Origin of the sequence: Streptomyces sp. HUAS TT11 (genome assembly GCF_051553595.1) — a bacterium.
Classification (GTDB): Bacteria; Actinomycetota; Actinomycetes; order Streptomycetales; family Streptomycetaceae; genus Streptomyces.
On the sequence record NZ_CP196184.1, the window covers coordinates 3,176,961 to 3,189,655 of the forward strand.

Annotated in this window: 10 protein-coding genes; 8 read left to right on the forward strand and 2 right to left on the reverse strand. The window is 71.5% G+C overall.

Going from position 1 to position 12,695, the window contains the following annotated elements:
* Positions 1-2 precede the first annotated feature (2 nt).
* Positions 3-1,205: an acetyl-CoA C-acetyltransferase gene (locus ACSHXN_RS14135; RefSeq protein WP_438303190.1), complete on the reverse strand. Its 1,203-nt coding sequence runs from the start codon at positions 1,203-1,205 to the stop codon at positions 3-5.
* Positions 1,206-1,353: 148 nt separating this feature from the next.
* Here ACSHXN_RS14135 and mce point away from each other — a divergent pair, with 148 nt between their 5' ends.
* The 7 genes from mce to ACSHXN_RS14170 all read left to right on the forward strand — a co-directional run bounded on the left by mce (position 1,354) and on the right by ACSHXN_RS14170 (position 11,057).
* Positions 1,354-1,794: a methylmalonyl-CoA epimerase gene (mce, locus tag ACSHXN_RS14140; protein ID WP_345552138.1), complete on the forward strand. Its 441-nt coding sequence runs from the start codon at positions 1,354-1,356 to the stop codon at positions 1,792-1,794.
* A 233-nt stretch (positions 1,795-2,027) separates the two neighbouring features.
* On the forward strand, positions 2,028-5,813 hold the full coding sequence (scy, locus tag ACSHXN_RS14145; protein WP_355139544.1) for a polarized growth protein Scy: 3,786 nt from the start codon (positions 2,028-2,030) through the stop codon (positions 5,811-5,813).
* Between the two features lie 181 nt (positions 5,814-5,994).
* Positions 5,995-6,930: a cellulose-binding protein gene (locus tag ACSHXN_RS14150; RefSeq protein WP_355139546.1), complete on the forward strand. Its 936-nt coding sequence runs from the start codon at positions 5,995-5,997 to the stop codon at positions 6,928-6,930.
* Positions 6,931-7,014: 84 nt separating this feature from the next.
* Positions 7,015-7,992, forward strand: coding sequence for an ABC transporter ATP-binding protein (locus ACSHXN_RS14155; RefSeq protein WP_355139548.1), 978 nt, complete (start codon positions 7,015-7,017; stop codon positions 7,990-7,992).
* A gap of 3 nt (positions 7,993-7,995) precedes the next feature.
* A complete protein-coding gene (locus tag ACSHXN_RS14160) occupies positions 7,996-8,766 on the forward strand; it encodes an ABC transporter permease subunit (protein WP_355139550.1) in 771 nt (256 codons plus the stop codon).
* A 174-nt stretch (positions 8,767-8,940) separates the two neighbouring features.
* Positions 8,941-10,191, forward strand: coding sequence for an ABC transporter ATP-binding protein (locus tag ACSHXN_RS14165; RefSeq protein ID WP_355139552.1), 1,251 nt, complete (start codon positions 8,941-8,943; stop codon positions 10,189-10,191).
* Positions 10,188-11,057 (forward strand): ABC transporter permease subunit, encoded by an 870-nt coding sequence (locus ACSHXN_RS14170; protein WP_355139554.1) that lies wholly within the window; start codon positions 10,188-10,190, stop codon positions 11,055-11,057. The genes ACSHXN_RS14165 and ACSHXN_RS14170 overlap by 4 nt, the downstream gene beginning before the upstream one ends.
* Positions 11,058-11,064: 7 nt before the next feature.
* Here ACSHXN_RS14170 and ACSHXN_RS14175 read toward each other — a convergent pair whose 3' ends face one another.
* Positions 11,065-11,397: an ATP/GTP-binding protein gene (locus ACSHXN_RS14175; protein WP_356107031.1), complete on the reverse strand. Its 333-nt coding sequence runs from the start codon at positions 11,395-11,397 to the stop codon at positions 11,065-11,067.
* Positions 11,398-11,615: 218 nt separating this feature from the next.
* On the opposite strand from ACSHXN_RS14175, the gene ACSHXN_RS14180 reads away from it, so the two are divergent.
* Complete coding sequence (locus ACSHXN_RS14180; RefSeq protein ID WP_355139558.1) at positions 11,616-12,644, forward strand: LLM class flavin-dependent oxidoreductase; 1,029 nt, start codon at positions 11,616-11,618, stop codon at positions 12,642-12,644.
* Positions 12,645-12,695 lie beyond the last annotated feature (51 nt).

Genomic DNA, 12,695 nt, shown 5'->3' on the forward strand with positions numbered 1-12,695 from the left:
GGTCAGGCCTTGGGCACCCGCACGATCAGGGCGTCACCCTGGCCGCCGCCGCCGCACAGGGCGGCCGCGCCGACCCCTCCGCCCCGCCGCTTCAGCTCCAGGGCGAGGTGGAGGACCAGCCGCGCCCCGGACATCCCGATCGGGTGCCCCAGGGCAATGGCGCCGCCATGGACATTCACCATTTCGGAGGAAACCCCGAGATCCTTCATCGACTGCACGGCAACCGCCGCGAACGCCTCGTTGATCTCGATCAGGTCGAGGTCCGAGACCTCGAGGCCCTCCTTCTTCAGCGCGTGCCGGATCGCGTTCGACGGCTGCGACTGCAGGGAGTTGTCCGGGCCCGCCACGTTCCCGTGGGCGCCGATCTCGGCGATCCACTCCAGGCCCAGCTCCTGCGCCTTGGCCTTGCTCATCACGACCACGGCCGCCGCACCGTCGGAGATCTGCGAGGAGGAGCCGGCCGTGATCGTGCCGTCCTTGCTGAACGCCGGACGCAGCTTCGCGAGCGTCTCCACCGTCGTCTCGCCGCGGATGCCCTCGTCCTCGCTGACGAGGACCGGCTCGCCCTTGCGCTGCGGCACCTCCACCGGAGCGATCTCGGCCTCGAAGACGCCGTTCTTCCGGGCGGCGGCCGCGCGCTGGTGGGACAGCGCGGCGATCTCGTCCTGCTCCGCCCGGCCGAGGCCCAGGCGGACGTTGTGCTTCTCGGTCGACTCGCCCATGGCGATGCCCTCGAAGGAGTCGGTCAGACCGTCGTGGGCCATCGCGTCGAGCATCTGCACCGCGCCGTACTTGAAGCCCTCGCGGGACTTCGGCAGCAGGTGCGGAGCGTTGGTCATGGATTCCTGGCCGCCCGCGACGATCACGTCGAATTCACCCGCACGGATCAGCTGGTCGGCGAGCGCGATCGCGTCGAGACCCGACAGGCACACCTTGTTGATCGTCAACGCCGGGACGCTCATCGGAATGCCCGCCTTGACCGCGGCCTGACGTGCGGGGATCTGCCCCGCACCGGCCTGCAGCACCTGGCCCATGATCACGTACTGCACCTGGTCGCCGCCGATCCCCGCACGGTCCAGGGCGGCCTTGATCGCGAAGCCGCCGAGGTCGGCTCCGGAGAAGGTTTTCAGCGAGCCGAGCAGCCGTCCCATCGGGGTGCGGGCGCCCGCCACGATGACGGAGGTCGTGCTGTTCGTTCCAGACATGAGCTGCGATCCCCTTCCGGCCTGCACAGCCGAGGAGTGAACGAGGGTTTACTTCGAATGTACTGAGCGGTAGTCCGCCGCGTCATCAAGCCGTCGGTGTGATCGCGCGCACGTTGCGTAACCACTTCAGGAGCGCTGCACTAACAACATGCTGACGCGAATCGACCACATCGGGATCGCCTGTTTCGACCTCGAGAAGACCGTCGAGTTCTACACCTCGACGTACGGCTTCTCCGTGTTCCACACCGAGGTCAACGAGGAACAGGGCGTGCGCGAGGCCATGTTGAAGATCAACAACACCGACGACGGCGGCGCCTCCTACCTCCAGCTCCTCGAACCCGTCCGCGAGGACTCCACCGTCGCCAAGTGGCTGGCGAAGAACGGCGAGGGTGTGCACCACATCGCCTTCGGTACGGCGGATGTCGACGGGGACTCCGCCGACATCCGCGACAAGGGCGTACGCGTTCTGTACGAGGAGCCACGAGTCGGCTCCATGGGGTCGCGGATCACCTTCCTGCACCCGAAGGATTGCCACGGAGTTCTGACAGAACTGGTCACATCCGCGGCTGTTGAGTCACCTGAGCACTGACTCCCGTACATATGGGCCGGTAGGGTTGGGGGCGGTCGCCGCTCCACCAGGGCGACCGGGTCCCGCCTGACCGGTGGGACACGAGGCCGGGGTCCGGGTTTCGGGGGACGAGCGTCGGGGCAGCAGCCCGTGCTCCGCCGTTGATCTGACACCATTCCCCGGGGGCACCGTTCGGCGGATGGACGGAGCTCGTTTGGAGAGACTTGCGACCAGGGGACGGATGGGACCGCGCAGTGCGGGGCTACGAACGCCAGGAGCGAGAGCCGGCGGCTGACGTCGATCACCTCTCTCGGTTCGAGGCCGAGATGGAGCGGCTGAAGACCGAGCGGGAAAAGGCGATCCAGCACGCCGAGGACCTCGGCTACCAGGTCGAGGTGCTGCGCGCCAAGCTGCACGAGGCGCGCCGCACCCTGATGACCCGTCCTGCCTACGACGGGACCGACATCGGCTACCAGGCCGAGCAGATGCTCCGTACTGCCCAGATGCAGGCGGACCAGTTGCGGGCCGACGCCGAGCGCGAGCTGAGCCAGGTCCGCGCGCAGACGCAGCACATCCTCCAGGAGCACGCCGAGCAGGTCGCGCGCCTCCAGGCGGAGCTGCACGCGGAGGCCGTCACCCGTCGGCAGCAGCTCGACCAGGAGCTGGCCGAGCGCCGGCAGACCGTCGAGTCGCACGTCAACGAGAACGTGGCGTGGGCCGAGCAGCTGCGCGCCCGCTCCGAGTCCCAGGCACGCCGTCTGGTCGAGGAGTCGCGCACCGAGGCCGACCAGGCGCTCGCCGCCGCCCGCGCCGAGGCCGAGCGGGTCACCGCCGAGGCCCGGCAGCGGCTGCAGAGCGACGCGGAGGCCGCCCGCGCCGAGGCCGACCAGATCCTGCGCCGCGCCCGCACGGACGCCGAGCGCCTGCTGAACGCCGCTTCCTCCCAGGCCCAGGAGGCCACCGACCACGCCGAGCAGCTGCGCTCGTCCTCGGCCACCGAGTCGGACACCGCCCGCCGGCAGTCCGCCGAGCTGAGCCGTGCCGCCGAGCAGCGGATGACCGAGGCCGAGGCGGCGCTGCGCGAGGCGCGTGCCGAGGCGGACAAGGTGGTCGCCGAGGCGAAGGAGGCCGCCGCCAAGGCCCTGGCCGGCGCCGAGTCGACCAACGAGCAGCGCACCCGCACCGCCAAGGAGCAGGTCGCCCGGCTCGTCAGCGAGGCCACCAAGGATGCCGAGACCACCAAGGCCGAGGCCGAGCAGGTCGTCGCCGACGCCAAGGCGGAGGCCGAGAAGGTCCTCGCGGAGGCCTCGGAGAAGGCCCGCAGCATCACGGCCGAGGAGACCGCCTCCCAGCTCGCCAAGACGGCCCGCACCGCCGAGGACGTCCTGACCAAGGCGGCCGACGACGCCAAGGCGACCACCAAGGCCGCCGGCGAGGAGGCCGAGCGGATCCGCCGCGAGGCCGAGACCGAGGCGGACCGGCTGCGCGCCGAGGCGCACGACATCGCCGAGCAGCTCAAGGGCGCGGCGAAGGACGACACCAAGGAGTACCGCGCCAAGACGGTCGAGCTGCAGGAGGAGGCGCGCAGGCTGCGCGGCGAGGCCGAGCAGCTGCGTGCCGAGGCGGTGGCCGAGGGCGAGGGGATCCGGGCCGAGGCCCGTCGCGAGGCCGTCCAGCAGATCGAGGAGGCGGCCAAGACCGCCGAGGAGCTGCTCGCCAAGGCGAAGGCCGACGCGGACGAGTCGCGCGCGACCGCGGCCACCGACAGCGAGAAGGTGCGCACCGAGGCCATCGAACGCGCCTCGACGCTGCGCCGTCAGGCCGAGGAGACCCTCGAGCGCACCCGCGGCGAAGCCGAGACGCAGCGCGCCGAGGCCGTCGAGCTGTCGGAGGCGATCAAGGAAGAGGCCGAGCGGGTCGCCCGCGAGCTGCGCGAGGAGACCGAGCGCGGGGTCGAGGCGCGCCGGGCGGACGCGGCCGCGGAGCTGACCCGTCTGCAGACCGAGGCCGAACAGCGGTTCACCTCCGCCGAGGAGGCCCTCAGCGACGCACGCGGCGAGGCCGAGCGGATCCGCCGCGAGGCCGTCGAGGAGGGCGAGCGGCTGCGCTCCGAGGCAGCCGAGCGCATCCGGACGCTCCAGGCGCAGGCAGAGACCGAGGCCGACCGGCTGCGCACGGAGGCCGCCGCCGACGCGTCCGCCTCCCGTGCCGAGGGCGAGGCAGTGGCCGTGCGTCTGCGCACGGACGCCGCGACCGAGGCCGAGCGGCTCAAGTCGGAGGCGCAGGACACCGCCGACCGGGTACGCGCCGAGGCGCAGGCCGCCGCCGAGCGGCTGGGCACCGAGGCCACGGAGACGCTCGCCGCCGCGCAGGAGGAGGCGGCCCGGCGCCGCCGCGAGGCCGAGGAACTGCTCGGTTCGGCGCGCCAGGATGCCGACCAGGAGCGCGAGCGGGCCCGCGAGCAGAGCGAGGAACTGCTCGCCGTGGCGCGCGCCCGGGTCGAGGAGGCCCAGACCGAGGCCGTACGGCTCGTCGAGGAGGCCGACCGGCGGGCCACCGAGATGGTCTCGGCCGCCGAGCAGCACGCCCAGCAGGTGCGGGACTCCGTGACCGGGCTGCACGAGCAGGCACAGGAGGAGATCACCGGCCTGCGCTCGGCCGCCGAGCACGCGGCGGAGCGCACGCGCACCGAGGCGCAGGAGGAGGCCGACCGGGTCCGCGCCGACGCCTACGCGGAGCGCGAGCGGGCCGGCGGCGACGCGGCACGCCTGCGGCGGGAGGCCGCCGACGAGACGGAGGCCGCCAAGTCCCTGGCGGAGCGGACGGTCTCGGAGGCGATCGCCGAGGCCGAGCGGATCCGTTCGGACGCCGCGGAGCACGCGCAGCGCGTGCGCACGGAGGTGTCGGACGCGATCGCCACCGCCGACCAGGACGCGGCGCGCACCCGAGCGGAGGCGCGCGAGGACGCGAACCGGATGCGGTCGGACGCCGCCGCCCAGGTGGACACCCTCATCACCGAGGCGACGGCGGAGGCCGAGCGGCTCACCGCGGAGACCGCCGCCGAGTCGGAGCGGCTGCGTGCCGAGGCCGCCGAGACGGTCGGTTCCGCGCAGGCGCACGCCGAGCGCATCCGCTCCGAGTCGGGGCGGGTCAGGGCCGAGGCGGCGGCCGAGGCCGAGCGGATCACCTCGGCCGCCCGCGAGGAGGCCGAGCGGACCCTGGACGAGGCCCGCAAGGACGCCAACAAGCGGCGTTCCGAGGCGGCCGAGCAGGTCGACACGCTCATCACGGAGACCACCTCCGAGGCCGACAAGCTGCTCACGGAGGCCCAGCAGACCGCGCGCAGGACGACCGCGGACGCCGAGTCGCAGGCCGACACCATGGTGGGCGCCGCCCGCCAGGAGGCCGAGCGCCTGGTCTCCGAGGCCACGGTCGAGGGCAACTCGCTGGTGGAGCGTTCCCGGTCGGACGCGGACGGGCTGCTCATCGGCGCGCGCCGGGACGCGACCGCGATCCGGGAGCGGGCCGAGGAGCTGCGCGACCGCATCACGAGCGAGATCGAGGAGCTGCACGAGCGGGCGCGGCGCGAGTCGGCCGAGGCGATGAAGTCGGCGGGCGAGCGGTGCGACGCGCTGATCAAGGCGGCCGAGGAGCAGCTGGAGAAGGCCAAGGGACAGGCGAAGGAGATCGTCTCCGAGGCCAACTCCGAGGCGGGCAAGGTCCGTATCGCCGCGGTCAAGAAGGCCGAGGGGCTGCTGAAGGAGGCCGAGCAGAAGAAGGCCAGCCTGGTCGCCGAGGCGGAGAAGATCAAGGCCGAGGCGATCCACGAGGCCCGTACGGCCGTCGAGGAGGGCAAGCGGGAGCTGGAGATCCTGGTGCGCCGCCGGGAGGACATCAATGCGGAGATCTCCCGTGTCCAGGACGTCCTGGAGGCGTTGGAGTCCTTCGAGGCCCCGTCGGGCGGCGGCAAGGACGGAGGCGTCAAGGCGGGAGCCACCGTGGGGGCGCCCCGTTCGGGTGGCAAGGCGTCAGAAGGCTAGTCAGGAGAGCGGATTCTGTGCTCGCCGAGACGTTTCACACAGCTTCTGGCAAGGCTTCGGACAGCCAGCCACCCAAAAGGAGGGTCATTCTCCAGATCAAACACGCATCCGCTCGATGACACGCCGCTTTGGCCCCTAGGATTCCCCTATCACCTCACCGGTCTCATTCGACAGGAACCCCATGAGCGACACTTCCCCCTACGGCTTCGAGCTTGTGCGGCGTGGGTACGACCGCGCTCAGGTGGACGAACGGATCTCCAAGCTCGTCTCCGACCGTGACAGTGCTCTCGGCCGTATCACCGCCCTGGAGAAGCGCATCGAGGAGCTCCACCTCGAGACGCAGAACGCCCAGGCCGCCGTCACCGACGCGGAGCCGTCGTACGCGGGTCTCGGCGCGCGCGTCGAGAAGATCCTCCGCCTCGCCGAGGAGGAGGCCAAGGACCTGCGCGAGGAGGCCCGTCGCGCCGCCGAGCAGCACCGTGAGCTGGCCGAGTCGGCCGCTCAGCAGGTGCGCAACGACGCCGAGTCGTTCGCCTCGGAGCGCAAGTCCAAGGCCGAGGACGAAGGCGTCCGGATCGTCGAGAAGGCCAAGAGCGACGCCTCGCAGCTGCGTGCCGACGCCCAGAAGGACGCGCAGTCCAAGCGCGAGGAGGCGGACGCCCTCTTCGAGGAGACCCGCGCCAAGGCCGCGCAGGCCGCCGCCGACTTCGAGACGAACCTCGCCAAGCGGCGCGAGCAGTCCGAGCGCGACCTGGCCTCCCGTCAGGCCAAGGCCGAGAAGCGCCTCGCCGAGATCGAGCACCGTGCCGAGCAGCTCCGCCTGGAGGCCGAGAAGCTGCGCACGGACGCCGAGCGCCGCGCCCGCCAGACGGTGGAGACGGCCCAGCGTCAGGCCGAGGACATCGTGGCCGACGCCAACGCCAAGGCCGACCGCATCCGCTCGGAATCCGAGCGCGAGCTGGCGGCGCTGACGAACCGTCGCGACTCCATCAACGCCCAGCTCACGAACGTCCGCGAGATGCTCGCGACGCTCACGGGCGCCGCTGTCGCCGCCGCGGGCTCGCCGGCCGAGGACGAGCCGATCTCCCGCGGAGTCCCCGCGCAGCAGTCCCGGTAACACGGGGCGTACGGCATCCGAACATCCGAGAAGCCCTCCGCCACTGCAGTGGCGGAGGGCTTCTCGGCGTTCTAGCGTGACCGCATGATCGAGCTCGAGGGGCTGACCAAGCGGTACGACGAGAAGCCGGCGGTCAACAACCTCACCTTCACCGTGAGACCGGGTGTCGTCACCGGTTTCCTCGGGCCGAACGGAGCCGGCAAGTCCACCACGATGCGGATGGTGCTCGGGCTCGACCACCCCACCTCCGGTGACGTCCGTATCGACGGCAAGCACTACGACCAGATCGAGGACCCGCTCAGGTACATCGGCGCCCTCCTCGACGCCAAGGCCGTGCACGGCGGCCGCAGCGCCTTCAACCATCTGCTGTGCCTGGCGCAGAGCAACGGCATCCCCTCCGCCCGAGTCCACGAGGTCCTCGACACGGTCGGTCTGACCGGCGTCGCGCGGAAGAAGGCCAAGGGATTCTCGCTCGGCATGGGCCAGCGCCTCGGCATCGCCGCCGCGCTGCTCGGCGACCCGCGGATCCTGATGTTCGACGAGCCGGTCAACGGGCTCGACCCGGAGGGCATCCACTGGATCCGCACCCTGATGAAGTCCCTCGCGGCGCAGGGCCGGACCGTGTTCGTCTCCAGTCACCTCATGAGCGAGATGGCGCTCACCGCGGACCATCTCGTCGTCATCGGCCAGGGGCGGCTGCTCGCGGACACCTCCATGGCCGACTTCATCGCGAAGAACTCCAGGTCGTACGTCCGTGTCCGCTCACCACAGCGCGAACGGCTGCTCGATGCGCTGCACGAGGCGGGCATCACCGTCGTCGAGGCCGGCGGCGGGGCGCTGGAGGTGGACGGCGGCAAGGCCGAACCGATCGGCGAGCTGGCCGCCCGCCACCAGATCGTGCTGCACGAGCTCAGCCTGCAACAGGCCTCCTTGGAGGAGGCGTTCATGCGGCTGACGGCACAGTCGGTGGAGTACCACGCGCACTCCGAAGCCGCCGGCGGCACCTGGGCACAGCCCGTTCCGCGCGGGGAATGGGGCGCGGACTGGAAGAAGGGAGCCTGAGCCATGGCGATGGCCCATGTCATCAGGTCGGAGTGGACCAAGATCCGGTCGGTGGCGTCCACGGTGTGGACGCTGTCGGCCGCGCTGGTCGTCACCGTGGCCCTCGGCATGCTGATCTCGGCCCTGACCAGGCGGGAGTTCGACACCATGAGCCCGCGGGACCGGCTCGCCCTCGACCCGACCTTCGTCAGCTTCGCCGGAATGAGCCTCGGCCAGCTCGCGATGATCGTGTTCGGGGTGCTCGTCGTGTCGAACGAGTACAGCACCGGCATGATCCGCACCTCGCTCGCCGCGGTCCCCCGCCGCGCCACCTTCCTGTTCGGGAAGATCGCGGTCGCGACCGCGCTCGCCCTCGTCGTCGGCATGGCCACCAGCTTCCTGGCCTTCTTCCTCGGGCAGGCGGTCCTCGGGCCGCACGGCGCACGGCTCGGCGACCCCGGCGTACTGCGCGCGGTCTTCGGCGGCGGGCTCTACATGACGCTCATCGCGATGTTCTCGATGGGCATCGCCGCGATGCTGCGCTCGCCGATGCTCTCCCTCGGCGTCCTGATGCCGTTCTTCTTCCTGATCTCCAACATCCTGGGCAACGTCTCGGCCACGAAGAAGATCGGCCGTTTTCTGCCCGACCAGGCCGGCAGCAGGATCCTGCAGGTCGTGCCCGGGGCGGGCGACAACACGCCCTACGGTCCCTGGGGCGGGCTGGGGATCATGGTCCTGTGGGTGGCCGCGGCTCTGACCGGCGGATACGCCCTGCTGAAGAAGCGCGACGCCTGAGCGCTCCTGACCAGGCAGGACCCGCAGGGAGCCCGGTCGGGGCCCGTTGACGCCGGTGACCTGCGGGCTTTTACAGTCTCTTGAGTGGAACCGCCGGAGCCCGGATATCCTCCTAAGCCTTACGGGGGCAGTGTGGGTGCCCCGACGTCCTGAACCTTTCGATGGGTGCGGAGCATGATCGAGGCAGTCGGCCTGACGAAGCGCTATGGCGACAAGACGGCCGTGTACAACCTTTCCTTCCAGGTGCGACCGGGTACCGTCACCGGCTTCCTCGGGCCCAACGGCTCCGGGAAGTCGACGACCATGCGGATGATCCTCGGCCTGGACAACCCCACGTCGGGGCAGGTGACGATCGGCGGCTTCCCGTACCGCAAGCTGCCCAACGCCCCCCGCCAGGTCGGTGCACTGCTCGACGCCAAGGCCGTGCACGGCGGCCGGGCGGCCCGCAATCACCTGCTCTGCCTGGCCCAGCTGTCCGGGATCCCGGCCCGCCGCGTCGACGAGGTGCTCGGCGTCGTCGGCCTCCAGGACGTGGCCAGGAGGCGTTCCAAGGGCTTCTCGCTCGGCATGGGCCAGCGGCTCGGCATCGCCGCCGCGCTCCTCGGCGACCCCCAGGTGCTGCTCTTCGACGAGCCGGTCAACGGGCTCGACCCCGAGGGCATCCTCTGGGTGCGCAATCTGATGAAGTCGCTCGCGGCGGAGGGCCGCACCGTCTTCGTCTCCTCCCACCTCATGAGCGAGATGGCACTCACCGCCGATCACCTGATCGTGATCGGTCGCGGTCAGCTGCTCGCCGACATGAGCGTCCGGGACTTCATCTCCGCCAACTCCGCGGACTTCGCCCGTGTCCGCACCCCCGACACCGAGCCCCAGCAGCGGGAGAAGCTGTCCTCGGCGCTCACCGAGGCGGGCGGCCATGTGCTGCCCGAGCAGGACGGTGCCCTGCGCGTCACCGGTCTGCCGCTGCCCCGCATCAGCGACATCGCGCACGGGTCCGACGTACGGCTGTGGGAGCTGTCTCCGCACCAGGCCTCGCTGGAGGAGGCGTACATGCGGATGACGCAGGGCGCGGTGGACTACCGCTCCACCATCGACCAGCGGGCGGGGCTGATGCAGCCGCTGCCGCCCGGCTTCCAGCCGCCGATGCCGGTGCCGGGTCAGGGCCAGCCGGGCTGGTACGCCCCGCCGCCGCCCCAGCTGGGCGGGCAGCCCTTCGCGATGCCGGGACAGCCCGGGCAGGTCCCCGCGGGCCCGTACGGCGCTCCTGTGGCGCCCGCAGCACCGGGCGCGGCCGGACCGAACCCGTACGCCCGGCCGGCCCCCGAGGACCGGGCACCGGCCGGGCCCGCCGCGCCCGCACCCGCGCAGCCACCCGCCTCCCCCACTCCCGCCGCCGACCTGACCAAGCCCGAGGACGCCCGATGAGCACGCCCCAGCCCCCGCTGCCGCAGGCCCCGCCCGCCTGGCAGCCCGCGCCCGGTTCCGGGACGCCCGGTTACACCTCGCCGATCCCGGTGGTGCGGACCCATCTCGGACACGCCATCGCCTCGGAGTGGACGAAGATCAGGTCGGTGCGCTCCACGATGTGGACGCTCGGGGTGTTCGTCCTGCTGGTGATCGGCATCGGCCTGGGCACGGGCGCGCTGGTCGCGAGCTCCTCCTCGGAGCTCGGGGGCGAGAGCCCGCTCGCCCTCGGCTTCTTCGGACTGCTCCTCGGCAGCATGTGCGTGATAACACTCGGCGTGCTGACCACCGCGTCGGAGTACGGCACCGGCATGATCCGCACCACCATGACCGCGTGCCCCAGCCGCGGGCGGGTGCTGGCGGCGAAGGCGATCGTCTTCTTCCTCGTCGCCTTCGTGGTCACCCTGGTCGCCGCCTCCGCCGTCGCCCTCGCCCAGACGTCCATGCTGGAGAACCACGGGGCCCGGGTCCCCACCGGCAGCGAGTGGTTCAAGGGAACGGTCGGCGTCTCCCTCTTCGTCGCCCTGCTCGGGCTGCTCTCGCTGGTCATCGGGTCGATCGTCCGGCACTCCGCGGGCGCCATCACGATCATGATCGGGCTGCTGCTCGCCCCGCTGGTCATCGCGCTCTTCATGTTCGCGGAGTCGCTCGCGAAGGTGCGCACGGGCCTGCTGGAGTACTCGATCCCCAACCAGCTCAGCGTCTTCTACTCCAACTCGCTGACCTCTTCGGGCCCGTCCGGCTGGGACCCGCTGTGGATCGCGCTGGGCGTGACGGCCGTCGCGTTCGCAGGCGCCTTCGTGCTGCTGGAGAAGCGGGACGTGTAGCCCGGACTCAGTGTCTCGGTGTGTTACGGGACCGCTGCACCCGCGAGGTGCGGCGGTCCTTGGCGTTCCAGCAGGCCTTGTGCCAGTGCCGGCGGTCGTCCACGCCCGCGTGCTGGGGCCAGGCCACCACGTGCGGGACGCCGGAGGGGATCATCTGGTCGCAGCCGGGGCAGCGGTAGGTCTTGCCCTCGGCACCGGCGCCCGCCACATGGCGCACGCTCCAGTCCTCGCCCTGCCAGCTCTCGGTGGACTGCCAGCCTCCGTAGCGGGACCTGTCGTCGTCGTCCCCGTTCCGGCCGGACGAGCCGGATCCCTGCGGTCGGTTGCGACGCGGCGACACAGAACACCTCACGGGGCCTTACGGGGGCTCGGGCACCGTCCAGCCTACGCGGCGCGAACAGGGGTACGCGTTCGTCGCCGTCTTCCGCGGAACCCGCCCATCAGCCCATTCTGCAGACAATCCGCAAATCCCTCCGTCCAGCCGTGACTTGGGCACATGTCAGGCAGTTATGCCGGGTGGGGGAGCTCCGCGTCGGAGCCAGGAAAGCAGGAAGTGCGATGCGCGTAGGAAGTTTTGTACTGGCCGCCCAGTTTCCGGGACAGGGCCAGGGGGAGGCGCTGCACCGCGCGGTGCGGTCAGCCGAGGCCGCCGAGGAAGCGGGCCTGGACACGGTGTGGCTGGCCGAGCACCACTTCGTGCCCTACGGGACATGCCCGTCGGCGATCACGCTGGCGGCCCACCTCCTGGGCCGCACCAGCCGGATCAGGGTCGGCACGGCGGTGAGCGTCCTGCCCACCGCCCACCCGGTGGCGCTCGGCGAGCAGGCGGCGCTGCTGCACGTGGTCTCGGGCGGACGGCTCTCGCTCGGGGTCGGGCGCGGCGGGCCCTGGGTGGACCTGGAGGTGTTCGGCTCGGGCCTCGCGGCCTACGAGACCGGGTTCCCGGAATCACTCGATCTGCTGGTGCGCTGGCTGCGCGAACCGTCCGTCGCCGCCACGGGTGAACGATTCAGCTTCCGCGAGGTCCCCGTGGTCCCGCGTCCGTCGGAGTCGCTCGGCGAGGCCCAGGGCCCCGAGGTCGTGGTCGCCTGCACCTCCCCCTCGAGCGTACGGCTGGCCGCCGAGCGGGGACTGCCGATGCTCCTCGGTATGCACGTCGGGGACGAGGAGAAGGCGGAAATGGTGGCGCTGTGGCGGAAGTTCGCGCGCACGGCCGGGGTCGACGGCGATGTGATCACCGGTGCGGGCCATGTCTCGGCCGGCGTCTGCCAGATCGCCGACCGGCGCACGGACGCGGTGGAGGCGCTGACGAAGGCGATGCCGGGTTGGCTGAAACAGGGACTCGACGCCCATGTGACGGTGGACGGCCGGGCCCGCTCGATGCGGGACCCGCTGGCCTACACCGAACTGCTGAGCGCGCTGCATCCGGTGGGCACCCCGCGGTTGTGCGTCGACCGGCTGACGGCGACCGCGGAGCGAACCGGCATCGCGCGCTTCGCCCTGCTCGTCGAGGGCTCGGGCGACCTCGCCGCGACGGAGGAGAACGTGCGCAGGCTGGGTGCCGAGGTACTCCCCCGGCTCCGGTGAACCGCCGGACCGGGCCCGTCACCCGGCCTGGCGGGAGCTTGCCGCTCCGGT

Bases quoted from the DNA above. Each gene is read 5' to 3' on its own strand.
- ACSHXN_RS14135 (WP_438303190.1), bottom strand. From the start codon at position 1,205: ATGTCTGGAACGAACAGCACGACCTCCGTCATCGTGGCGGGCGCCCGC.
- mce (WP_345552138.1), top strand. From the start codon at position 1,354: ATGCTGACGCGAATCGACCACATCGGGATCGCCTGTTTCGACCTCGAG.
- ACSHXN_RS14150 (WP_355139546.1), top strand. From the start codon at position 5,995: ATGAGCGACACTTCCCCCTACGGCTTCGAGCTTGTGCGGCGTGGGTAC.
- ACSHXN_RS14155 (WP_355139548.1), top strand. From the start codon at position 7,015: ATGATCGAGCTCGAGGGGCTGACCAAGCGGTACGACGAGAAGCCGGCG.
- ACSHXN_RS14160 (WP_355139550.1), top strand. From the start codon at position 7,996: ATGGCGATGGCCCATGTCATCAGGTCGGAGTGGACCAAGATCCGGTCG.
- ACSHXN_RS14165 (WP_355139552.1), top strand. From the start codon at position 8,941: ATGATCGAGGCAGTCGGCCTGACGAAGCGCTATGGCGACAAGACGGCC.
- ACSHXN_RS14170 (WP_355139554.1), top strand. From the start codon at position 10,188: ATGAGCACGCCCCAGCCCCCGCTGCCGCAGGCCCCGCCCGCCTGGCAG.
- ACSHXN_RS14180 (WP_355139558.1), top strand. From the start codon at position 11,616: ATGCGCGTAGGAAGTTTTGTACTGGCCGCCCAGTTTCCGGGACAGGGC.